We start from the raw sequence: 23740 nt of genomic DNA, 5'->3' as shown, positions 1-23740 counted from the left end.
CATGACCGTGTGGATCCACCGCCGACCCGAGACCGACGTAGCGGCCGACCTGGCTGCCGCCGCCGGGCCGCTGGCGGGAATTCGCTTGGCAGTCAAGGACAATGTGGATGTCGCCGGCCTGCCCACCACCGCCGGGTGCCCGGATTACGCCTACCTCCCCGAGACCGATGCCGCGGCGGTTGCCGCCCTGCGCGCGGCCGGCGCGGTGGTGCTCGGCAAGACCAACCTCGACCAGTTCGCCACCGGATTGGTCGGCACCCGGTCTCCCTACGGCGTGGTGGAGAACGCCCACCGGCCCGGATTCGTCTCGGGCGGTTCGAGTTCCGGCTCGGCGGTCGCGGTGGCGCGGGGTGAGGCCGATATCGCCATCGGCACCGACACGGCCGGTTCCGGGCGGGTGCCCGCCGCCCTGCACGGCATCGTGGGCATCAAACCGACGGTGGGCGTGGTGTCCACGGCCGGTGTCGTGCCCGCCTGCCGCTCCTATGACTGCGTGACCATCTTCGCCGCCGATCTCGCACTGGCGGGACGTGCCATGGGCGTCATGGCGGCGGGCGCGCCCGGCCGTCCGTGGCCCGCCGACACCCGGCTCGCCGCTCCCCCGAACCCGGTCATCGCGGTCTTCCGGGAACTGCCGGACTTGGATCCCCTGTGGCGCAAGGCGTTCGACCGCACCATCACCGAGTTGCGGGATCGAGGCGCTCGGATCGTGGAAGTAGATCCGGAACCCTTCCTCGCCGCCGCACGACTGCTGTACGGCGGCGCACTCGTCGCCGAACGCTATGCGGCGGTCGGCGAATTCCTCGACACGCACACCGACGCGGTCGACCCGACCGTAGCCTCGATCATCCGCGCCGCCCGCGACCTTCCCGCTCACCAACTGGTCACCGACACAGCCGAATTGGAACGCCTGCGGGCGACCGCGCTGGCGGCCCTGTCCGGCGCGGATGTCCTGCTGGCCCCCACGGTCCCCGCCCACCCGACCATAGCGGAGGTGGAAGCCGACCCGATCAGCGTGAACTCCCTGCTCGGCACGTACACCAACTTCTGCAATCTCTTCGACCTCTGCGCGGTGGCGGTCCCCGCGGGCACAGCCGGTGACGCCCCATTCGGCGTGACAGTCTTCGCCCGCCCCTTCGAAGACGCGGTGGCCTTCGACGTAGCCGCCCTGCTCACCGGAACGGACGCCGACGAAGCCTCGCAACCATTGCGGCCGTCCGCGATTGCCTCCACCCAGGAGGTGGCACCGGTGTGGCCGTTGGCGATCGCGCCCGCGCAGGAGTTGATCGTCTTCGGCGCGCACCTGCGCGGCCAGCCGCTCGAACACCAACTGGTCGAACTGGGCGCACGCTGGGGCGGCCCGGTGCACACCGCCGCGCGCTACCGCCTGGCCGCACTGCAGACCACCCCGCCGAAACCCGCCGTCACCCGAGTCCCCGACACCGAATCCGGCGTCTCCATCGCCGGCGAGCGCTGGCTCCTCTCCCCCGCCGCCCTCGGCCGCTTCCTCGCCGCCCTCCCCGCCCCCATGCAACTCGGCGCGGTCGAACTCGAGGACGGCACCTGGCACACCGGTTTCAGCACCGCCGGTGCGGCCGCTGAGGCCGCCAAGGACATCAGCGAATACGGCGGCTGGAAGGCCGCATTGGCCGCCGGCGCGGTCGGCGGCTGAGCGCCTCGCCGCCGTAGGTCGGCTCCGCAGGACCAACCGCGTCATCCCGGCATGCTTTTGGCCGGGATCCATCCCATACCGAACCTGCGCCGACAGTGTGGATTCCGGCCAAGAGCGCGCCGGAATGACGGAGTTCGGGTGGACGCGGTGGGGCATCTAGGGCTGGAGCTGTCCTAGGTGTGCGGGAGAATACGTGTCATGTTGGAGACTTCGGCTCGACTGCTTCGCCTGCTGTCACTGCTGCAGACGCCGCGTGATTGGTCGGGTGCGGATCTGGCGGAACGGCTCGAGGTGGACATCCGCACCGTCCGCCGCGATATCGAGAAGCTGCGCAAGCTGGGCTATCCCGTGCACGCGGTCGCGGGGGCGGCGGGTTATCGGCTGGGCGCGGGGGCGCAGGTGCCGCCGCTGCTGCTCGATGACGAGGAGGCGGTGGCGGTCGCCATGGGGCTGCGGACGGCGGCGGGCGGGACCATCGCGGGGATCGAGGAGAGTTCGCTGCGGGCGCTGGCGAAATTGGAACAGGTGCTGCCTTCCCGGCTGCGCCATCGGGTTTCGTCATTGCAGGCGGCCACCGTCACCATGGCCGCGCCCGCGCCGCAGGTCTCGCCCGACACGCTGACCGCGATCGCGGCGGCGATCCGGGACCGGGACAGTCTGCGGTTCGACTACACCTCGCACGACGGCGACAGCACGCGCCGCGTGGTGGAACCGCATCGGCTGGTGCACACCGACCGTCGGTGGTATCTGATCGGCTGGGATGCGGATCGGAAGGGCTGGCGCACCTATCGGGTGGATCGGTTGACGCCCCGAACCCCCAACGGTCCGCGGTTCATTCCGCGCGAGATACCCGACGAGGCGCTGACCGCCTATGTGTCGCGGTCGGTCAGCACCTCGCCGTATCGGTATCAGGCCCGGATCACCGTGTACGCCTCGGCCGAGGACGCAGCCGCTCGGATCGCGCCCACCGTGGGCACCATCGAGGCGGTCGACGCGAAAACCTGTGTGCTGCACACCGGTTCGAACTCGCTGGACGAATTGGCGGTCTATGTCGCGCTTTTCGGGTTCGAGTTCCGCGTCGACCATCCGCCCGAGCTGACAGCCCATCTGGAGACCGTCGCCGGACGACTGCTGCGGGCGCGCGGCTGATTACCGCGCGGGGCTGAGCCGCGCAGCGCGGGCGGCCACGGCCTGGGCGGTTTCCGCACCGACCAGATCGGCATTGATCTGCGCACCCGCGAAAGCGCCTGCGGCGGCCGCGTTTCCAACCTGCGCGGACAGGTCGGTGACATTCCCCGCAGCCCAGATGCCGGGGACGGTGGTGCGGCCCATGGGGTCGGTGGGAATGTGTTCGCCAGCGCCGCTGGGGTGTTCGACCGGGTGCAGGCCCAGCGCGTTGAGGAAGGCCCCGCGCGCGACCATGCGGGTCGGAATGGCCAGCGCCTCGACGGGAGTCACGGTGCCGTCCGCCACACGGACTCCGGTCAGCCGATCGTCCCCGATCTCCAGCGCCGTCACCGCACCGTTGATGACGCGAATTTCCCTGGCCGCCAATTGTTCCGACTGCTCGGGAGTGATGCTGCCGGTGTGCGTGAAGAACGTGACATTCGCGGTCAGCTGCCGGAACAGCAGCGCCTGATGCACCGACATGGGCCCGCCGCCCAGAATGCCAACGGCCTGATCCCGCACCTCCCAGCCATGGCAGTAGGGGCAGTGCAGCACATCTTTGCCCCAGCGTTCCCGCACGCCCGGAATGTCCGGCAGTTCGTCGACGAGCCCGGTGGTCACCAGCAGTCGCCGCGCCGACACGACGCGGCCATCGGCCAGTGTCACCAGGAAGCCCGGTGTGCCGGCGTCAGCATTCGCGCCTGCTCCAGTGTCGGTGCCCGCTACCGCGACCACCTCACCGGTCACCACCTGACCGCCGTAACCGCGCACCTCCGCCCGCCCGCGCTCGAGGATCTCCGCCGGTGGCATCCCGTCCCGCGCCAGCATCCCGTGCGCGTGCGCGGCGGGCGCATTGCGCGGCGCCCCCGAATCGATCACCACAACCGACCGGCGCGACCGGGCGAGCATGAGCGCCCCGTTCAACCCGGCCGCCCCGCCGCCGATAACTACCACGTCATAGCTGTCTTTCAGCTGATCGGTCATTCAGACCACCTCCTGCGAACGACCATGCCGCCGGACCGGCAGAATCGGCAACGAAATTTGCCGATATGGCAAACTCGCTACATGGAGGACATCGACCGGACCCTCGACTCGGTAGGCCCCCGCCTGCGCGAACTCCGCCGCACCCGCGAGACCACCCTCGCCGAGCTGTCGGCCGCCACCGGCATCTCGGTCAGCACCCTGTCCCGCCTGGAGTCCGGCACCCGCCGCCCCACCCTCGAGCAACTGCTCCCCCTGGCCCGCGCCCACGGCGTCACCCTCGACGAACTCGTCGACGCCCCGCTCACCGGCGACCCCCGGGTCCACATGAAGCCGTTCACCCGGGGCGGCATGACCATGCTCCCCCTGACCCGCCGAGCGGGCGGCATCCAGGCCTTCAAGGTGATCATCCCCGCCACCAGCCCGCGCCGCGAACCCGATCTGAAGGTCCACGAGGGCTACGAGTGGCTCTACGTGCTCAACGGCCGCCTCCGCATGGTCCTGGCCGACCACGACGTCATCCTCACCCCCGGCGAGGCCGTCGAATTCGACACCCATGTCCCGCACTGGTTCGGCCGCGCCGACGACGAACCCGTCGAATTCCTCAGCCTCTTCGGCAAACAGGGCGAACGCGCCCACTTCCGCGCCCGCCCCAAGGCCAAGGACTAGCGCCTACTGCGCGGGAATCGCTGCGACGGCCTCGATTTCGCAGACGATGCCGGGGCGGGCGAAGCCGGAGACCTGGACGACGGTGATAGCGGGCGGGTTGGGCCGCATGCCCCAGAGTTCGATGTAGGCGGCGAAGCCGTCTTCGGCGGGCTGATCGTCGCGGAAGAAGATCGTCCACTTCACGATGTCGGCGACCGTGCCGCCGGCGGCCTCCACACAGGTGGCGACATTGAGCAGCGCTTGGCGCGCTTGGGATTTGAGGTCGGGGCCGACCACCTGACCGGAACCGTCCACACCGTGCTGACCGCCGACATAGACGGTGTCGGCGGCGGCGGAGACCCGCACGGCCTGCGTGAAAGCCGGGTTGCTGGGCATGGATTCGGGATTGATGAAGGTGGTGAGGCTCATGGTCGGCAGCTTAGGGGCGGGGACCGACAGTTTCGATCATTCCGAGACCTGAGCCGCGCCGGGAACGGTGGCGTCGCGAATGATGCGCAGGCTCGCGACCAGATCCTCGAGCTGTTGCGGCGTAAGCAGACTGGTGAACCAGCGGTCCACACCCTCCAGGTAGGCGGGCAGGACGCGGGCCACGCGGGTGGCGCCGGTGGCGGACAGCACGGCGTAGGAGCTGCGGCGGTCTTTCGGGTCGGCTTCGCGGCGGACGAAACCGTTGCGCTCCAGGCGATCCACGAGGCGGGTGACACCGCTGGTCGACAGATTCGTCTGGACGGCGAGGTCGGTCATGCGGAGCCTGCGACCGGGCGAACGACTCAGGCGCATGAGGGCGTTGAGGTCGAGGCCGGACAGGCCATTGCCCTTCCAGGTGGTCTCGAGGCGGGCCAGCACGCCGTCGTGTGCTTCGTAGAGCAGGCCCACCGCGGTCAGGCGCGGGTCGTCGAAGAGCTTCTTGTTGTCCACGCTGAGCAGCCTAAACCCAACAGTTGCCGTGGGGATAGTTGACACGCGGAACATTTCGCGTATGTTGTTGCCAACGCAATATTCCGCACCGCAACAAAATGGAGGTTCCGATGACGACGCAGGGTTGGGTGGCGGGTTTCCGTGCGCCGCTGGTGAATCCGGCGGAGCCGATCCGGCTGGCGGAGCCGCGCGGGTTCGACGGGGAGACCCTGCGACAGGTGGTGCGGGTGGCCGGTGGCGGCGAGCAACTGCGGGTGCGGCTGACCAATCGTTACTCGGATCGGGAACTGGTGATCGGAGCCGCGGCCGTCGCGGCGCGCAAGACCGGCAGCGAGATCATCGCCGAGACCGATACCGAGATCCGCTTCGGCGGCGCTGCGCAGGTGCGGGTTCCGGCCTTCGGCGAGGTGGTCAGCGACCCCATCGCGCTGCCGGTGGCGGCGGGAACCGAACTGGCGCTGAGCCTTTACCTGCCGGAGCCGACGGGGCCCGCCGCCTTCGCGCACATGCCGGTGGACACCGCGTGGATCGCGGCCGGCGATCGGACCGCCGCGCTCGCTCTGCCCGGCGCCGAGGAAACCACCTCGCGATTCTTCCTCACCGGCATCGATGTGCTCACCGCGGCCGAGACGCCGGTGCTGGTCGCCTTCGGCGACTCGTGGTTCGAGGGCGTCGGTTCCACGCACGGCGCGAACCGACGCTCGGTGGACCGGCTCAATGAGCGACTGGCCAAGGGCTGGGCGGTGAATCAGGGCATCGGCGGCAACCGGCTGCTGACCGATCAGGTCGGCGAGCACGGGCTGTCGCGCTTCGCCCGCGATGTCCTCACCGTGCCCGGCGTCACCGCCGTGTGGGCCAACTTCGGCATCAACGACCTGATCCTGGACAACCGCACCGCAAGCCGCGACGACATGATCGCCGGATACACCGAACTGGCCCGGCTCGCGCACGCGGCCGGACTGCCCGTTTACATCAACACCATCGGGCCGTTCGGTGGCGCGTACTATCCGGATCTCAATGTCGCCGAGGGCACTCCGGTGCGGCACGAGCTGAACGAGTGGTTGCGCGCCACCGAGGTGTTCGACGCCGTCTTCGATGTCGCCGCCGCGGTGGAGGATCCGGCGCGACCCGGCTTCATCCGGCCCGAATTCGACAATGACGGAATGCATCTCAATGATGCCGGGCATCGGGCGATCGCCGCGGCATTCGATCTCGGCGTGCTGCCCGCGGCCTTTCGCTGACCGGTTTACGGCACCCTGGGCCCGGCGGCGGCCGCCTGCTTCAGGCCGTGTAGCCAGAGATCGTCGGCGATATCGCGACCCAGGCGTGCGCCGCCGATATTCTGCGAGAGATCCATCGCGCCGGACGGATCGGTGGCGAAGGCATCGAAAGACCAGTGCACGCCGAGGAATACCCGGCTGCGCCCGTTCTCCTCGATCATCTGCCACAGGCCGGCGGGAAATTCGCGGCGGTGGCGGGGCCGCTGCACACCGTGATTGTCGGTGGTTTCGCCGTCCAGTTCATCGGAGACGAAAGCCATTCCGGCGGTGACGGAATCGGGGCCGTCGGCGGCGACTCCGTAGAACCGCCGGGTCATCTGCAGCGCGGCGGCGCCCAGGGTGGCATGCCCGGAGGGGTAGGCCGGAAACGGCGGGGTGGCGTTCGGGGCAATCTCATTGCTGCGCGGCGCGCCGTACGGCTGCCACCACGGATCACATTCGGGATCGAGTCCGGAACCCGGTGTGCCCGCGGGTCCCATCGACGGATCGTGTTCGCGGATACCGAGAATCGGCCGCCAGAGATTGTGCCGGTACTTCTCGTCCCAGCACAGGATTGCGGCGTCCGCCAGCGCGGTGTTGACCAGTGCGAACAGCCGGGCATTCTGTTCGACGGAATTGCCTCGGGCGCCGGCGATCTCGCGCACGATCCGGTTGTAGAGCCGGGGCGGCGTGCCGATCCGCTTGGCCCCGTCGAAGGCCCAGAACACGGCGGCGAGGGTTTCGGCCGCCGTGCGAGTGCGGAGTCCGGGTGGCAGACCGGCGGCCGATTCCGGGGCCACGCCCTTGCCCCGGACTTCGCGCAGGGCGGCGAGATAGCGCGGGTCGTTGGTCTTGGGCGGCGGATCGAGCGAATATCGGCTGGTCACCGCGAAACAATGCGATCGCGCACCGTAATGCGGTGCGTAGTAACCCTGTTTCGGATTGACCGGATCCGGACGGTGATTGGGTGGGCTGGTGTCGGCGGCGTAATCGATATCGTCCAGCGACGGGTCACCCCGGCGCGCTTTCAATACCGCGCGGGCAATGGCCTGCCCGTGCGCACTGCCGCGCCCGGTGCCCGGCCCGTGCAGTCCGGATTCGCGCAGGGCTCGATCCAGCCGCGCGGTCTGCGCCGGATACAGCGCGGTCAGCGTGGTGTGCGCGGCTACCGCGATGGCCGCCTCCACCTTGGATCCATTGGCCGCCACCGGCGGTGCCGTCAGCCAGCACCCGTGCGGCGCGCCGGCAATGCTGAAGAAGGCATCGTGCATGGCCAGGTGCACGATCCCCAGTGCCCGTGAACTCCCGGCCGGACCGCGCGTCCCCCGCTCCAGGGGTTTGATGTCGGTGTGCGCCACGCGATCCGATTCCAGCGCCACCGCGTTCCAATACAGAACTTGATCCACTTCCCCTGCCTCCCAGTGCCTTTCGATCGAAGGCGGGCGATACGCCGGGGCGGCTCCGCGGCGTATCGACCGCCCGCTCCACGATTCACCGGTCGGCGGCGATTTTCGGCAGTAGTGCGCTACCCGATTTCAAGGGTGCAGGCATGCCCGATGCGAGTAGCTGTGCGCATTCCCGTACACAACCGAAAGTTGGCTACTCATCGGGGTTCAGGGTCATTTCCTGCGCAGCTCGAATATCCGGAACCGCCGCTGCCCCGACAGCTCGTACTCCATCTCGTATCCCGGCCAGAACTCGACGGCCTGGTCCCAGGCCAGCTTCCGGTCCATCCCGGTGACCTCGGTGACGGTCACCGCGAAGTACTCGTCCCGCACATGCACCAGCGCGGTCGGCGCGGCCCGCAAATTGGCTGACCACGAAGGATGTTCAGTACTCCCCCAGTTCGATCCAACCAGCAGGATGCTGTCGCCATCGGGCACGTACAGCAGCGATGTGGTGCGCGGGAGACCGGTCTTGCGCCCGGCCACCGTCAGTTCCAGCGAGGGCAGCCCGGCGATGTCGAGCACCCCGCGGCGTCCCGCGGTGATCCGCCGGATCCCCCGATCCAGCTTCAGAATCTGATTGCGCCGCTTCAGCACCCAGCGCTTGGTTCCGATCCGACGAGCAACCCTGGGCAGCACTTTTCCCGGCATGACACTTCCTCACGAGAGCTAGGGATTCCCACGACGTCGGAGGAGAGAGCAGGTTTCTACTGAAACACGTTATCGCCGCTCACCCCCGATTGCCCGGCGAGTGCAGAACATCACCGGCAATCTCGTTCACTGAGATAGCAATACCCAGATACAGGCGCAGCTCACCTGGATCAGGCCAGGGCAAGACCGGCGCACCGGCCCCAACCTGAATCCCGTTCTAGATCAGGGTCGCCCCGGCACCAAGGATGCGGGGTCGATGGTGAACTCGAACGGGCTGCCCAGTTCGGCCTGCACCCCGGCAGGCACCCGCTGTACCAGTTCGTATTCCCCGGCATCGCTCAGCACGTACGCGAAGAGCACCGGAAGAGATTCGCCAGGAAGCTGCCCCTTGAACCTGTTGGGCTCGATCCGCCAGTAATTGCGGATACCTGCTTCGGCGTACATCACCGGCTTCGTCATGCGATCCGGGAATGTGGTCGATTTGGATACCACCTCGACCAGGAGCTGTACCTGGTCGGCGGGGATACCACGGTCATCCCAGGGGATCGGGCCGGTCGCCACCAGCAGATCCGGAACCGGCTCGTCGTCACCGATGAGCACTCCCACACCCGGGAGTAGCGCGGATCCTGACGGTAGCGCGTCCTCGAGCGCGCGCCCGAGCCGGCTGACGATCCACTGATGCAGCGGCTTCGGCGCCGCGTTCACGACGAGCTGGCCATTCAGGACCTCGAACCTGAGTCCGTTCTCGGGAAGATGATCGAGATCGGCGGCGGTCCAGCGATCGGAAGCAGGCGGCTGCATAGCTGAATTGTCCAGCTCCGGCACCGGCATCGCCAAGGCAACCACCCCCTGAGTCGCGATCGAATTCGAGAACACCCACCGACCGGGCAAAGGTTATCGCTGCCGACCGACCGACGCGCCGAAGACGAGCATCGCCATGCTCGTCCTCGGCGCGTCCGGGCATCAGCCGGCAGTGATGATCCGAATGTCTTCGGCCGCTTCGTCGGTCGCTTCACCAAGGGTGGTGAACCAGTGGGTTACATGGCCGGGCGGGCGGTGAGGTCGGCCTGGATCTTCGGGTCGGAGGGGACCAGCCAGCGCACATTGCTGGCGGCCGGTTCCAGGGCGATGCCGAAACCGGTTCCCGCCGCGAGGATCTCACCGAAGGACAGGCCGTCGGCGATGATCGACATCAGTCGTGTACGTGCCGGGGTGTGTCCTGCCAAGGGTCACCGTACTTCTCGTATGGGTGGCCAAGGTCTGCGAGTCGGCGCTCTCCGGGAGGCAACAAATCGGCCCGGAATACCTCATTGGACCCAATTTCGTCGTCGGATACCGTCAAGTATCCTGGTATATCTTTGTACCCGAACGAAATTCGCTGAATCGCTTCCTCGATCGAGACGTCCCACGGTTCCCATGAGCGACCACCGCCGGGAAAAGCTCCGAATCGGATGTACCCCTTATCGGCCAGTTCCCGAATTACATCTATGACGCCTTCGCGTGAATATCTTTCCGGCGCAATTCGTGCCACGAAACCGTCGAACGTGGCGATGGGAACCCAATCGTCCGACAGTTCGTGCAGGAGGAAATTTTCGAGCTTCTCGGCCATTTCTTCGGCAGATGCACTTTCACTTCGGGCATACCTGGATATTCGATGTCAACCGTAACACCACCAGACTTGCTGCCATCTCTGATCCTGATCTCGGTACCGTCAGAAAGCCGCTCGCCTCGCCCGGGGTATCGTCCAACATCCATCGGCTCAACGTTTTGGTCAAATCGTCGTACAGTTGCCGAATCTGTTCGTCGGTGTCCATCTGCCGATGTGGCTCGGTCTTACCAGGTTGCGTCCGACCATTGACGATGTCTTCGACTTCTTTCGCGGTGGCAGGCCCGGCGGCACCGGCAGCGCCGCTACCACCGGAATCAATCGCGGCCTAGATGCGGATACCCACTCGCTGGCTCAGTTCGCGGACATCGCCGCGCATGCCCGTCGGAGGTTTCTTCAACAGGTCGCGGAGCATGTCACGGGCGAACCCGTTGTACCGGATCGTCTCGGGCGCAGTCCGTTCCGATTTCACCAGCATCGTCAGGGCGGCAGTGTCCTCGTCGCGTTGCATGTGGGCGCGAGCGACCTCGATGAGGTGGCGGCCGCGACGGGGCACGGACACGATACGGTCGGCGTCGATGGAGCGGGCCGCGCGCAGCGCTTCGCCGGGCTGGCGCAGTTCGACACCGAGAGTTGTTGCGTGCGCGGCCATTACCGGTTGGGAAAAGCTGGTCTGTACGTGGCGATAGGTCGGGCCGAGTTGCTGGGCGATGCGGTCGGCCTGCTCGAGGCCGCGCCAGGCGTCGCCGGAGCGGCCGCGTCGACCGTGGACGTACGCGATCTCGAATTCCAGTGCTCCAGCGATACCGTGCCAATCGTCGGGGGTTTCGGCGCGGTCGAGGTAGGGGGTGATCTGGTCGATCGCGTTGCGGGCCAACGCGATCGCTTCCTCCCAACGGCCGGAATCACGCAGCGCCTGCACCATCGCCCAGGCGCTGCACGCGATCACGTACGGGTCGTCGGCTTCGTAGCCCTCGTTCACGGCGCGGTCGGCGACCATCCACACCAACTCGGGCGCGGGCTGATAGGCGACGTAGAAATCGGCCAGCTGGTACACACCAGCGAGGGTTCGGCGGGCGGCGCGACGGTCCTCGGCGGTGCGGGCGGCGGTTTGGGCGTCGCGGATCAGGCTGGGCAGCAGCGCACCCAGCTGCGAGCGGTGGTCGGGACTGGAGTGACGAATACGCCATGCCTTGCGCAGCCGCTCATCCAGATGGTCGACGCTGATCCGCCGATCGCTGGGCGTGATGCGGTAGTCGGTCAGGGCGGCCTGCACGTCGGTGAGGGCGGCGTGGCGTTCACCCGCGAACACCGTGACCGGCACGGCGTGATCGTCTCCGGTGAGGGTGGCGAGGTCGTCCAGGTCGAGGACGCGGGCGATGCGCAGCAGCAACTCGAGGCTAGGCGTGCGTTGAATCTTGCCGTTCTCCAAGGCTTTCAGCCATTCGGCGGACCGGCCGATCTGTGCTGCCAACACCGGTCGAGCTATGCCGACACGTTCTCGGTGCAACCGGACCCGCTGTCCGATCTCGGTGGGAGTTGCTGAACCACTCACGGGAACCGCCTCCTCGTGCTGTGACGACAACCGCCAGCGTAACGGCATGGGGGTACGTTCGTACCCGTTCACGACGTCGGCCGGGCCTACGGTCCACATTGCCCCGACGTCGGTTCGATCACCAGTCCCCGACGTCGGGTGCACTCCAACACCGTTGCAAGGGACATGGAGAACACCCGACATGGAAATCATCGTTGCCGCCACCACCGTCGCGCTAGTGCTGGTTTTCCTCGCTGCTCATACACTGCCGGAGGCCGAACGCACCCACCGGCCGAAGCGGCCGACCGTCGCCGACGTTCAAACGCGCTTGGCGGCCGAACCACCACGCCCATATGTACCGATCAGCCGGGGGTGGTGAACGATGGCGTTCACCGAGCCCGAAGTCAAAGTCCTTGGGGCACTGTCGATCCTGGACTCTGTTCAAGCACTGACCGTGCGTCAGATCTGCCACACGACCGGGCTGCCCGAGACCTCGATCCACCGGGCGCTGCTGCGGCTGTCACGGACTGGGCTGGCGATGAGTACTTTGCAAGGCCCTGCGCGGTGGCGTTGTACCGATCGAGGCCGCCTCGCGATGACTCGGCCGGTTTACCGCGCATACGCAAGGACACGGCCATGACCAACTACGTGATCGGCTTCCTACGGCCTGACGTGTCGGGCGCGGCGCGGCACCAGGACGAGTCACGCATCCACGCGCTCGCCGCCGAATGCGGGTGGTCGGTCATCCTGATGTACTACGGCGACCCGGCCCGGCCCGGTGGCGCATTGATCAACCGCCTGATGAACCTCACCTACACCGAATGCGTCAACGAGGTCATCGCGCCCAGCACAGACCATTTCGAGCCTGGCGATCTATCGGCACTGGTCAAAGTCGCCGACGTGATCTGCACGGACACTGGCACCAGATACACCGTCCGCAACGTTGGCGGGGGGACGATCGCATTTGCGATCGTCCCCCCGCCAATCTGGTTCTAGTCGGCAGTGATGATCCGGATGTCTTCGGCCGCTTCGTCGGTCGCTTCACCGGGGGTGGTGAACCAGTGGGTTACTTCGCCTTCGTCGAGGTCGTCGGCGAGGGCTCCGGTCGGGAGGACCGAGAGGGCGCCGGCGGTGGCGGAGGCGAGGTATTCGTGGATGGCCGGGAGGCCGGTGCCCGCGGTGGTGAAGGTGGTCGATTCGTAGTCGATGTCGTTGTCGGTGCGCAGGGATGTGGCGCGGTCGAGGGCCTCGGACTGGGTGAGGGTGGCCCAGGTGGTGTCGACGGCTCGGTAGACGAAGGCGGGGTCGGATTCGGTGAGGGGGCGCACGCGGTCGGTGTAGGAGACCGGGTGGGCCGGGCGGGCGGTGAGGTCGGCCTGGATCTTCGGGTCGGAGGGGACCAGCCAGCGGACATTGCTGGCGGCCGGTTCCAGGGCGATGCCGAAACCGGTTCCCGCCGCGAGGATTTCGCCGAAGGACAGGCCGTCGGCGAACAGGACGGCGGCGCCGGCCTTGTGGATGGCCCAGGCCGCCACGACCGCGTCGACCGAGTGCGGGAGGGCGACGGCGACAATGTCGCCGGGGCCCGCGCCGCGGTCGATGAGCAGGCGCGCCAGCTGCGAGGAGCGGCGGTCCAGGACGTGGTAGGCGATCTCGTCGCCGCCGGAGAGCAGCGCGGGAGCCTGCGGGTCCTCTTCCACCACTTCGGCGAGCACATTGGCGAGGGTGCGGGTGCCGACCCGGGCCGGTTCCGCGGCGGAATCACCGGTGGTGACCGCGGATTCGGCGAGGATGCGGGCGCGTTCGGTGGCATCGAGGATGTCGATGTCGCCGACCAGGCCGGTGGGCTCGTCGAGCAGGGCGTCCAGCACGCGGTTCAAACGTGCCGCGAGGGTGGCGATCTCGTCGGCGGTGAACCGGGAGTCCAGGTAGCGCAGGCCGATTTCGATGGCCTCGCCCGCCATGACGGCCAGGGTCAGCGGGTAGTGGGTGTCGTCGTTCATGCCGACGCCCGCCACCGACATGCCGTCGATGGAGCTGGCCGCCGCGATGGCGTCCTTGTCCACCGGGTAGGACTCGAACACCACGAGGGTGTCGAATTCCGCTCCGGCGCCGGCCAACTGCTGGATCTCGGTGAGCCCGATGTGGTGGTGCTCGAGCAGGTCGGCCTGTTCGCGCTGCACGCGTTCGAGCAGCCCGCCGATGGTGAGGCGGTCGTCCACGCGAATGCGCACGGGCACCGTGTTGATGAACAGACCCACCATGGATTCCACGCCGGGCAGATCCGCCGGACGGCCGGAGACCGTCGCGCCGAAGACCACGTCGCCGCGGCCGGTGAGGCGGCCGAGCAGGATGGCCCAGGCCGTCTGCACCAGGGTGTTCACCGTGACCCCGAGTTCACCGGCCCGCTTGGTGAGCTGGCGGGTGCGCTCGGCGTCGATTTCCAGTGCGTGACGGCCGATCTCGTACTGCTCGTCCTTGCGCGGGGCCGGGGCGAGCTGGGTCGGCTCGGAGACGCCGGACAGCGCCCGGGTCCACGCCGCCAGCGATTCCTGCCGGTCCCGTCCGGCCAGCCAGGCCAGGTAGTTCCGGTAGGAGACCGCGCGCGGCAGCGCGGACTGATCGCCGTGCAGCGCGTACAGCATGAGCAGGTCGCGCATGAGCAGCGGCATGGACCAGCCGTCCACCAGGATGTGGTGGGTGGTGATCACGAGATTCCACTTCTCGGCCGCCGTGCGGAAGAGCAGGAAGCGCATGAGCGGCGGTGCGGACAGGTCGAAGTGCTGCGCCCGGTCCTCGTCGATGAGCTGCCGCATGCGCGAAATCGCTTCCGCCTCCGGCAGTTCGGTGAGGTCGATGACCTTCCAGGCCGCTTCGGCATGCTCCAGCACGATCTGCATGGGCCGGCCGTCGGCGCTGGTGACGAAGGCGGTGCGCAGGCTGGCGTAGCGGTCCACGATGGCCTGCGCGGCCCGGTGCAGCCGCTCGGTGTCCACGGTGCCGCCCAGGTCGAGGACGGCCTGAATGGTGTAGACGTCCACCGTGTTCTGCGTGAGCATGGCGTGGAACAGCAGACCGGACTGCAGCGGCGACAGCGGCCACACGTCGGTCATGTTCGGGTAGTTCTGCTCCCACAGCTCGATATCGGGCTGCGTCACCTCGACCAGCGCCATATCCGACGGCGTGAAGCCGCCGGCGGCGTCGGTCGCGGCATGCGCGGCCAGCGCGGTCAGCGCCGCCACGAACAGATCGGCGAATTCCTGGACCTGCTCGCGGTCCAGCAAACCCTTCGGGAAGGCGAACGACGCGCCCAGCTGCGGGCCGTCGTCTCCGTCGCTGACCAGCGCATTGATATCGATGGTGGCGTTTGCCGGGGTGTCCAGATCCATGTCGACATCGAGGCGGCCCAGATCGTCGACCGGATGCCAGCCCACCGCGGCGAGCGCCTCGGGCACCTCGCCCGCGGAGACCCGGCCCAGGTAGTTGAAGCTGATCTGGCCGGTATTGCCGCGCAGCTGCGCCGCGGTCTCGGTGTTGAGGTAGCGCAGCAGGCCGTAGCCGAGCCCCTTGTCGGGCACGGCGAGCAGCTGCTCCTTCACCGATTTCACGATGTCGCCCAGGGCTTTTCCACCGATGAAGGCTTCATCGAGGTCGGCCCCGGCCAGGTCCAGCCGCACCGGGTAGGCGCTGGTGAACCAGCCGACGGTGCGCGACAGATCCGCGCCCGCGACGATTTCCTCTTCGCGGCCGTGGCCCTCGAGCTTGATCAGCGCCGAACCGCCGCTGGTCTGGCCGCGCCAGCGCGCGACCGCCAGGGCCAGCGCCGACAGCAGACCGTCGTTCACGCCGCCCCGGTACAGGCCCGGAATGGCGGTGAGCACGGCCTCGGTCACGTGAGCCGGAACCGTCACCTCGACGCGGTCCAGCGTGGCGAAGGTGTCGACCTTGGGATCGAAGGCCCGGCGGCCCAGCAGCGGATCCGGCGCGCTGACGACGTTCTGCCAGTACGGCAGTTCCGCCACGCGCGCTTCGGAATTCGCGACCTCGACGAGGGCGTGCGCCCAGCGTCGCATGGACGTTCCATTGGCGGGCAGGGCGATCGGCTGACCGAAGGCGATCTGCGACCAGGCGGTGGCCAGGTCCGGGATCAGAATGCGCCAGGACACGCCGTCGACCACGAAGTGGTGGCCGGCGATGAGCAGCACATCCTTGCGCTCGATCTGCTCACCGGTGAAGGCGAACCACACGAACTGCACCATGGACGCGGTGGCCGGGTTCAAACGTCCCAGCGCGGCATCCATTTCGACGGTCGCCACGGCCGACAGCTCGGAATCGCTGATGTCGCCGGGCAATTCGACGCGATGCACGAGAGCATCCACGTCGACGGCCCCGCGTTCCAGCGCTTCGAACGTCCAGCCCTGCTGAGCCGAACCGGTGAGGCGCGAGCGCAGCTGCTCGTGGTGGTCGAACACCGCGGAGATCGATCCGACCAGGGTGGCCCGGTCGATGCCGTCCGGCAGGCGCAAGGCCATGGACTGCGAGAACCGCTGGTAGGGCGCATCACTCGCGAGGAACATGGACATGATCGGCGTCAGCGGGATGTCACCGACACCGCCGCCCGGCAGCTCCGCGAGGAGTTCCCGCTCGCCGTCGCCGCCGCGCACGGCGACCTCGGCGAGTCCGGCCACGCTGCGCTTCTCGAACACCTCGCGCGGCGTGAACAGGATGCCGCGCGCCTTGGCCCGCGACACCAGCTGGATCGACAGGATGGAGTCGCCGCCGAGCGCGAAGAACGAATCGTCCGCGCCGACCTGTTCGACACCGAGCACTTCGGCGAACACCTCGGCCAGCTCGGCTTCGAGATCGCTGACGGGAGCCCGGAATTCGCGCGGGGCGAGAACCGGCTCCGGCAGCGCCCGGCGATCGAGCTTGCCCGCCGGGGTCAGCGGGATCTCGTCGAGCACCGTGATGGCGGTCGGCACCATGTATTCCGGCAGTCGCGCGGCGACATGCTCGGTGAGCGCGGCGATATCGACGACCGCGCCCGCCACCGGCAGCACGTACGACGCGAGGATGGTCGAGCCCGCCTCGGTCTTGTGGCCGACGGTGACCGCGAAGTCCACCGACTCGAAAGCCGTGAGCGCGGCATCGATTTCGCCGAGCTCGATGCGGAAACCGCGCACCTTCACCTGGAAGTCGTTGCGGCCCACGTATTCCACGACGGAGTTGCCCTTGGCGTCGCGACGCCAGCGCACCACGTCACCGGTGCGGTAGAGGCGCGTGCCGGGCTCACCGTACGGGTCGGCCACGAAACGCTCGGCCGTGAGACCCGGGCGCGCGTGGTAGCCGCGCGCCAATTGCACACCGGCGACATAGAGTTCGCCGGTCACGCCCTCGGGCACGGGCCGCAGGCGGGCATCGAGCACCATGGCCCGCATACCGCGCACCGGTCCACCGATGACGACGGTGTCCTCCGGCGACAGGGCGTCGGAGATGTTCGTCGCGATGGTGGCTTCGGTCGGGCCGTAGGCGTTGTGGAAGCGACGCGGCCCGGCCGGGTTGACCGACCACTTGGCCACCAGGTCGGCCGACACCGCTTCACCACCGGCGATGATGACTTCCATGGTCGCCAGCTGCGCAGGATCGAGCGAGGCCAGCACGGACGGCGTGATGAGGCCGACGCTGACGCGCTCGCGGGCGATCAGATCGCCCAGTTCGTCGCCACCGTAGGTGCCCGGCGGCACCACCACCAGCGCACCGCCCGCACCCAGCGCGAGCAGCAGCTCCAGGATGGAGGCGTCGAACGACGGTGAGGCGAAAGCCAGTGCGCGCGAGTGGGTGTCGAGGCGGTACCGCTCGACCTGCTCACGGGTGAAGTTCGCCAGGCCCTCGTGGGTGACGACGACGCCCTTGGGCAGGCCGGTGGAGCCGGAGGTGTAGATGACGTACGCGGCGTGGGCCGGACGGATCACACCCCAGCGTTCGGCGTCGGAAACCGGTGCGGCCGAGTGCGATTCGATCTCGGCGTGCACGAGCGGATCGTCCAGGCAGATCCAGCCCGCCAGGCTCGCCACCGGCGGCAGCGCCTCGGCTTCGGCACTCAGCGTGAGGCCGAGTGTCGCGCCGGAGTCGCGGACCATGTGCGCGATGCGGTCGGCCGGGTAGGCCGGGTCGACCGGGACGAAGGCCGCACCGGACTTGGCTACCGCCCAGATGGCCAGGATCGACTCGAACGAACGCGGAATGGCAATGGCCACTCGCACATCCGGTCCGGCGCCACGCTCGATGAGCATGCGCGCCAGACGCGAGGATGCCGCGTCGAGTTCCTGGTAGCCGAGGGCCTGGCCCTGGAAGACCACCGCTTCACCGGCCGGGTTGGCCTCGGCGGCGGCGGTCATGATCTCCGGCAGCGTCATGGGCGCGACCGACGCGCCACCCGTGCGGGTGAGCAGGTCGGCGCGCTCGTCGGCCGCCAGGATCTCCAGGTCGCCGACCGGGCGCTGCGGCTGGGCCACGATCTCGGTCAGCAGTCGGGTGAACCGCTGTGCGAAGGATTCCACCGTGGCGTCGTCGAACAGGTCACGCGCGAAGGCGAATTCGGCGTACATGCCGGCCTCGGCGTCGGCCGGGGCTTCCCGAACCGTCAGCGAGAGATCGAACTTGGCCGTCTCGGCGTCGAATTCGACTGCGGCGACGCGCAATCCGGGCAGTTCGAAGCTGCTGTCGGGCAGGTTCTCGAACGACAGCGCCACCTGGAACAGCGGGTGGCGGGCGGTGGAGCGCTCCGGGTTGAGCAGTTCGACCAGCCGCTCGAACGGGAGGTCGGCGTGCGCGAACGCCTTGAGGTCGGAATCCTTGGCGGCGGCGAGCAGGTCCGCGAAGCCGCGCTGGCCGTCCACGTCGGTGCGCAGCACCAGCGTGTTGACGAACATGCCGATCACGTCGTCGAGTTCGGCTTCGCCGCGGCCCGCGATCGGGGTGCCGATGGCGATGTCCCGGGTGCCCGACAGGCGGGCGAGCAGGACCGCGAGCGCGGTGTGCATGACCATGAACATGGTCGCGTTCTGCTCGCGGGCGATGCGCTGGAGTCCGGCGTGCAGATCGGTACTGATCGGGAACAGCACCTTGCCGCCGCGGAAGGACTGCGCGATGGGGCGCGGGCGGTCCGCGGGCAGGTTCAGTTCGTCCGGGAGGTCCGCGAGGGCGGTCTTCCAGTAGGCGGCCTGGGCGGAGATGAGGCTCTCCGGATCCTGTTCGGAGCCCAGGACTTCGCGCTGCCACAGCGAGTAGTCGGCGTACTGCACCGGCAGCGGGGCCCAGCCCGGAGTCACGCCGGCGGCGCGGGAGGCGTAGGCGATCATCACGTCGCGGGTGAGCGGGCCCATGGACCAGCCGTCGGCGCTGATGTGGTGGGCCACGAACACGAGGACGTGCTCGACCGGGGCGGGCTTCTTGCGGGCGCCCGACACGCTCTGCGCGGCAGGGTGTTCGCCCACGGCGCGGAGGGTGGCCTGTTCGACTGCCTCGAGGATATCGAGGCCGACCGCTTCGAAGACGCCGGTCTCGTACGGGTCCGCCGGGGTGGCCGGGGCAGGCTCCTCCACGCGGAACAGCTTGGCGCGCAACGGGACTTCCGTGGTCACGTCGAAGCCGCTCGAGATCAGGTCGACGATGCGGTCCTGGATCTCGGTGGGGGGCACCGCGATCGGGGTCAGGTCGGGGACCGCCTGGGCGGCGGTCACGATGACCTGGCTCGCTGCGCCGTCGACCTGCGGGTAGACGGTGCGCAGGGTTTCGTGGCGGCCGATCACGTCGGCGACGGCCTGTTGCAGGGCTTCGACATCCAGGTCGCCGGTCAGGCGGACCGCTACCGGGATGTTGTAGGCCGCCGAGGCCGTGTCGAACTGGTTGAGGAACCACATGCGCTGCTGTGCCAGCGACAGCGGGACCGAGGCCGGGCGTTCCTGTGCCACAAGCGGTTTGCGGTCGCCCGCGCCTGCGAAGTGCTCGACCTTGGCGGCGAGGCCGGACACGGTCGATGCCTCGAACAGGGTGCGGACCGGGACACGGGTGTCCAGGGCCGCGCCCAGGCGGGCGGCGACCTGTGTTGCCAGCAGCGAGTTGCCGCCGAGGGCGAAGAAGTCGTCGTCCGCGCCGACGCGGTCGGCGCCGAGGATGTCGGCGAAGACGCCCGCCACGATTTCCTCGATGGGGGTCGAGGGGGCGCGGAAGGCTGTTGTCTCGAATTCCGGCTCCGGGAGGGCCTTTCGATCCAGCTTGCCGTTCACGTTGAGCGGGAGGGCGTCCAGGACTACGAAGGCCGAGGGGACCATGTAGGACGGGAGGGCCGCTGCCAGCGCGGACTTCACGCGGGCTACATCGATGACGCTCGCCGCTGCGGGGTTCTGCGCTTGCCCACCCTGCGCCCCTGGCACAGACTGCCCAAGCGCACCGACGAGGTAGGCCACCAGGCGGTCACCGGTGCGGGGGTCGGACTTGGCGAGCACCGCTGTTTGGGCGATCTCGGGCATGGCCAGCAGGGCCGCTTCGATTTCGCCGAGTTCGATGCGGAAGCCGCGGATCTTCACCTGGAAGTCGGTGCGGCCACGGTATTCCAGCTCACCGTCGGTGCCCCACGCGACCAGGTCGCCGGTGCGGTACATGCGCTCGCCGGTCGCGAAGGGGTTCGCGACGAAGCGGTCGGCGGTCAGGTCGGCTCTGCCGAAGTAGCCGCGGGCCAGCTGGGCGCCCGCGAGGTAGAGCTCGCCTTCGACTCCGGCGGCAACCGGGTGCAGGCGGCTGTCGAGGACGTAGACCTGGCTGTTCCATTCGGGGAGACCGATGGAGACGGAACCCTGGTCGGCGTCGGTGACCAGGTGCGTGGTGATGGACACCGCCGCTTCGGTCGGGCCGTACAGGTTGAACAGGGCGGCTTGCGGGTTGGCGGAGCGGAAACGCTGCGCCACCGACGCGGGGAGCGCCTCACCGATGGCGAGGATGCGACGCAGCGAACCTGTCAGCGCCCCACCGGATTCGGTGATCAGCGCGTCCAGCATGGACGGGACCACGTGCAGGGTGGTGACCTGCTCGCGGGCCATGAGCTGGTTCAGGTAGGCCGGATCACGGTGACCGTCGGGGGCCGCGATGACCAGGCGGCCACCGGAGACCGCGGCCGACCAGAATTCCCAGACCGACAGGTCGAAGGTGGCGGCGGTCTTCAGCAGGACCGCGTCATCGGCGCCGAGGCCGAATTCGGCCGTCTTCCACTGCAACTGGTTGGCGATGGCGGCGTGCGGGAGTGCCACGCCCTTCGGGCGGCCGGTCGAGCCGGACGTGAAGATCACGTACGCGGTGTTCGAAGGCCGCAGCGGCGCAACCCGTTCCGCGTTCGACAGGGCGGAGCCGTCGAGGGCGGTCAGGTCCAGCTCGTCCATCCGCACCAGCGGTGCGACCTCGGTCGAGAATTCGGCCTCGGCATTGGTGAGCACGCACACCGGGGCGGCGGTCTCGAGGATGTAGCCGGTGCGGTCGGCGGGCTGGTCCGGGTCGACCGGCACGTACGCACCGCCCGCGACCGAGACCGCGTACATGGCGACCACGAGGTCCACCGAACGGCGCAGCGCCAGGGCGACCCGGGCCTCCGGGCCGACACCCATCGAGATCAGGTGTCGCGCAAGGCGGTTCACCCGCTGGCCGAGTTCGGCGTAGGTGAGGACCTCGCCGTCCGGGCCGATCAGGGCGACGGCGGTCGGAATGGTCGCCACGGTGGATTCGAGCAGCGACGCCAGGGTGGCGGTCGAATCCGTCTGGTGCGCGGTGTTGTTGCGGGCCTCCAGGAGTTCCGCGCGCTCCGCGCCGTCGAGGAGTTCGAAGTCGCCGACCGCGGTGCGCGGCGCGGCGATGATCTCGCCGAGCAGGCGGGTGAAGCGATCCACGAAGCCCTGCACCGTGTTCCGATCGAACAGATCGGTGGCGTAGGTGAAGATGCCGGTGATGCCGGCGGGCTCGCCCGTCTCGTTGTAGCGGTCGGTGGCGATGAGATGCAGGTCGAACTGCGAGATCTCGGTGTCGACGTCCAGGCCCGACACGGTCAGGCCGGGCAGTTCCAGGCTGGACATGGCCAGGTTCTGGAAGGACAGGCCCACCTGGAACAGCGGGTGGCGGGCGGTGGAACGCACCGGGTTCAGGACCTCGACGAGCCGCTCGAACGGCACGTCGGCGTTGGCGAAAGCCTGGATGTCGGTCTCGCGCTGGCGGCCGAGCAGGTCGGTGAAGGCTTCGCCGCCTTCGACCTGGGTGCGGAACACCAGCGTGTTGACGAACATGCCGATGAGGTCGTCGAGGACGGCCTCGCCACGACCGGCCATGGGGGTGCCGATGGCGATGTCGTCGGTGCCGGACAGGCGGGCCAGCAGGACCGCGAGAGCGGTGTGCACGACCATGAACAGGGTCGCACCCTCGGCGCGCGCCAATTCGACCAGCGCCGTGTGGGTTTCGGCGTCGATGCGGACGTCGACCTTGCCGCCGGCGAAGGACTGCACGGCCGGGCGCGGACGGTCGGACGGCAGATCCAGCTGATCCGGCAGATCGGCGAGAGCCTGCTTCCAGTACGCGACCTGCTTGGCGGCAAGGGATTCCGCGTCGCTCTCGTCGCCGAGCAGCTCGCGCTGCCAGATGGAGTAGTCCGCGTACTGCACGGCCAGCGGGGCCCACGCGGGGGCGTTGCCCATGGAGCGTGAGGCGTAGGCGGTCATGATGTCGCGGGTCAGCGGGGCAACCGAGGAACCGTCGCCGGAGATGTGGTGAACCACCATCGCCAGCACGTATTCGCCGGCCTCGCCGTCGATTTCGAACAGTACGACCTTCAGCGGCACCTCGGTGGTGACGTCGAAGATGGTGGAGGTCAGCGCCACCACGGCGGCGGTCACCTGGTCGAGCGCGACGGTCCGCACCTCGAGTTCCGGCGTGGCCTGCGACGGTTGCAGCACGACCTGCACCGGACCGTGTTCGGTCTGCGGGTAGATAGTGCGCAGGATTTCGTGCCGCTTCACCACATCGGTGATGGCGGCGCGCAGGGCGTCCACATCCAGCGCGCCGGACAGGCGGACCGCGACCGGCACGTTGTAGGCGGCGGACTGGTTGTCGAAGCGGTTGAGGAACCACATGCGCTGCTGCGCGAGCGACAGCGGGATGTGGTCGGGTCGCGGGGCGGCGGTAAGGGCCTTGCGGCCGCCCGCGCCGGCGTCGTGTTCCACGCGGGCCGCGAGGGCGGACACGGTGGACGCCTCGAACATCAGGCGCACCGGGACCCGGGTGTTGAGGGCCTCGCCGAGGCGGGCCGCTACCTGGGTGGCGAGCAGGGAGTTGCCGCCCCACTGGAAGAAGTCGTCGTCCAGGCCGATGCGGCCGGCCTCGACGTGCAGGACTTCGGCGAAGACGCCGGCCACGATCTGTTCGATCGGGGTGACGGGGGCGCGGAAGACCGCCTTCTCGAAGGTGGGTTCGGGGAGGGCTTTTCGGTCCAGCTTGCCGTTGGCGTTCAGGGGCAGCGCGTCCAGGACTACGAAGGCCGACGGGACCATGTAGGACGGGAGGGTTGCCGCCAGCGCGGACTTCAGGTGGGCTGGGTCGAGGACGCTCTCCGCTGCGGGGTGCTGCGCTTGCCCACCCTGCGCCCCTGGCGCAGACTGCCCAAGCGCACCAACGAGGTACGCGACCAGGCGGTCACCGGTGCGGGGGTCCGACTTCGCGACGACGGCGGCCTGGGCTACCTCCGGCATGGCGAGCAGGGCGGACTCGATATCGCCCAGTTCGATGCGGAAGCCACGGATCTTCACC

General features: G+C 68.5%; 17 protein-coding genes (1 of these 17 running past the window's edge). 7 read left to right on the top strand and 10 right to left on the bottom strand.

Annotation, left to right across the window (positions count from 1 at the left end; translation table 11 throughout):
* Position 1: 1 nt before the first annotated feature.
* Together atzF and H0264_RS09390 are read left to right on the top strand one after the other, a co-directional pair.
* The gene (gene atzF / locus H0264_RS09395; RefSeq protein WP_181583607.1) at positions 2 to 1672 is read left to right on the top strand and encodes an allophanate hydrolase; all 1671 of its coding nucleotides are present in this window, start codon (positions 2 to 4) and stop codon (positions 1670 to 1672) included.
* Between the two features lie 198 nt (positions 1673 to 1870).
* Complete coding sequence (locus tag H0264_RS09390) at positions 1871 to 2821, top strand: helix-turn-helix transcriptional regulator (RefSeq protein WP_181583606.1); 951 nt, start codon at positions 1871 to 1873, stop codon at positions 2819 to 2821.
* Here the strand turns inward: H0264_RS09390 and H0264_RS09385 are convergent, their stop codons facing one another.
* Positions 2822 to 3823, bottom strand: coding sequence for an NAD(P)/FAD-dependent oxidoreductase (locus tag H0264_RS09385; protein ID WP_181583605.1), 1002 nt, complete (start codon positions 3821 to 3823; stop codon positions 2822 to 2824).
* A gap of 81 nt (positions 3824 to 3904) precedes the next feature.
* Between H0264_RS09385 and H0264_RS09380 the strand changes: the two genes are divergently transcribed.
* On the top strand, positions 3905 to 4489 hold the full coding sequence (locus H0264_RS09380; protein WP_181583604.1) for a helix-turn-helix domain-containing protein: 585 nt from the start codon (positions 3905 to 3907) through the stop codon (positions 4487 to 4489).
* A gap of 3 nt (positions 4490 to 4492) precedes the next feature.
* On the opposite strand, the gene H0264_RS09375 is transcribed toward H0264_RS09380, so the two are convergent.
* Together H0264_RS09375 and H0264_RS09370 are read right to left on the bottom strand one after the other, a co-directional pair.
* On the bottom strand, positions 4493 to 4897 hold the full coding sequence (locus tag H0264_RS09375; protein WP_181583603.1) for a RidA family protein: 405 nt from the start codon (positions 4895 to 4897) through the stop codon (positions 4493 to 4495).
* Positions 4898 to 4933: 36 nt separating this feature from the next.
* Positions 4934 to 5407 (bottom strand): MarR family winged helix-turn-helix transcriptional regulator, encoded by a 474-nt coding sequence (locus H0264_RS09370; RefSeq protein WP_231083359.1) that lies wholly within the window; start codon positions 5405 to 5407, stop codon positions 4934 to 4936.
* Between the two features lie 110 nt (positions 5408 to 5517).
* Between H0264_RS09370 and H0264_RS09365 the strand changes: the two genes are divergently transcribed.
* Positions 5518 to 6648: a GDSL-type esterase/lipase family protein gene (locus tag H0264_RS09365; RefSeq protein ID WP_244976142.1), complete on the top strand. Its 1131-nt coding sequence runs from the start codon at positions 5518 to 5520 to the stop codon at positions 6646 to 6648.
* A 5-nt stretch (positions 6649 to 6653) separates the two neighbouring features.
* On the opposite strand, the gene H0264_RS09360 is transcribed toward H0264_RS09365, so the two are convergent.
* From H0264_RS09360 to H0264_RS09335, 6 genes are all read right to left on the bottom strand, one after another.
* The gene (locus H0264_RS09360) at positions 6654 to 8072 is read right to left on the bottom strand and encodes a vanadium-dependent haloperoxidase (protein WP_181583600.1); all 1419 of its coding nucleotides are present in this window, start codon (positions 8070 to 8072) and stop codon (positions 6654 to 6656) included.
* Between the two features lie 213 nt (positions 8073 to 8285).
* Entirely contained in the window at positions 8286 to 8762 is a 477-nt protein-coding gene (locus H0264_RS09355) for a nitroreductase family deazaflavin-dependent oxidoreductase (protein WP_181583599.1), read from the bottom strand.
* A 222-nt stretch (positions 8763 to 8984) separates the two neighbouring features.
* Positions 8985 to 9593 (bottom strand): Uma2 family endonuclease, encoded by a 609-nt coding sequence (locus H0264_RS09350; protein WP_181585397.1) that lies wholly within the window; start codon positions 9591 to 9593, stop codon positions 8985 to 8987.
* A gap of 206 nt (positions 9594 to 9799) precedes the next feature.
* Positions 9800 to 9955, bottom strand: coding sequence for a hypothetical protein (locus H0264_RS09345; protein WP_181583598.1), 156 nt, complete (start codon positions 9953 to 9955; stop codon positions 9800 to 9802).
* On the bottom strand, positions 9955 to 10371 hold the full coding sequence (locus H0264_RS09340) for a hypothetical protein (RefSeq protein ID WP_181583597.1): 417 nt from the start codon (positions 10369 to 10371) through the stop codon (positions 9955 to 9957). The genes H0264_RS09345 and H0264_RS09340 overlap by 1 nt, the downstream gene beginning before the upstream one ends.
* Positions 10372 to 10696: 325 nt before the next feature.
* Positions 10697 to 11923 (bottom strand): helix-turn-helix domain-containing protein, encoded by a 1227-nt coding sequence (locus H0264_RS09335; RefSeq protein ID WP_276514536.1) that lies wholly within the window; start codon positions 11921 to 11923, stop codon positions 10697 to 10699.
* A 181-nt stretch (positions 11924 to 12104) separates the two neighbouring features.
* On the opposite strand from H0264_RS09335, the gene H0264_RS09330 reads away from it, so the two are divergent.
* The 3 genes from H0264_RS09330 to H0264_RS09320 are packed head-to-tail and all read left to right on the top strand — an operon-like array spanning position 12105 to position 12898.
* Positions 12105 to 12281, top strand: a complete 177-nt coding sequence (locus H0264_RS09330; RefSeq protein ID WP_181583595.1) for a hypothetical protein — start codon at positions 12105 to 12107, stop codon at positions 12279 to 12281.
* 3 nt (positions 12282 to 12284) lie between these two features.
* On the top strand, positions 12285 to 12542 hold the full coding sequence (locus H0264_RS39300) for a helix-turn-helix domain-containing protein (RefSeq protein WP_181583594.1): 258 nt from the start codon (positions 12285 to 12287) through the stop codon (positions 12540 to 12542).
* Positions 12539 to 12898, top strand: coding sequence for a hypothetical protein (locus tag H0264_RS09320; protein ID WP_181583593.1), 360 nt, complete (start codon positions 12539 to 12541; stop codon positions 12896 to 12898). The genes H0264_RS39300 and H0264_RS09320 overlap by 4 nt, the downstream gene beginning before the upstream one ends.
* Here the strand turns inward: H0264_RS09320 and H0264_RS09315 are convergent.
* Positions 12895 to 23740: the final stretch of a non-ribosomal peptide synthase/polyketide synthase gene (locus H0264_RS09315; protein ID WP_181583592.1), read on the bottom strand. 33713 nt of this gene lie beyond the right edge of the window; only the last 10846 of its 44559 coding nucleotides appear in the window; its start codon lies beyond the right edge, outside the window — the gene reads right to left on this strand; it ends in the stop codon at positions 12895 to 12897. The genes H0264_RS09320 and H0264_RS09315 overlap by 4 nt on opposite strands.

This window comes from Nocardia huaxiensis (assembly GCF_013744875.1).
Classification (GTDB): Bacteria; Actinomycetota; Actinomycetes; order Mycobacteriales; family Mycobacteriaceae; genus Nocardia; species Nocardia huaxiensis.
The sequence above is the reverse complement of the archived record's forward strand: the minus strand, read 5'-3'. Positions and strand labels throughout refer to the sequence as shown.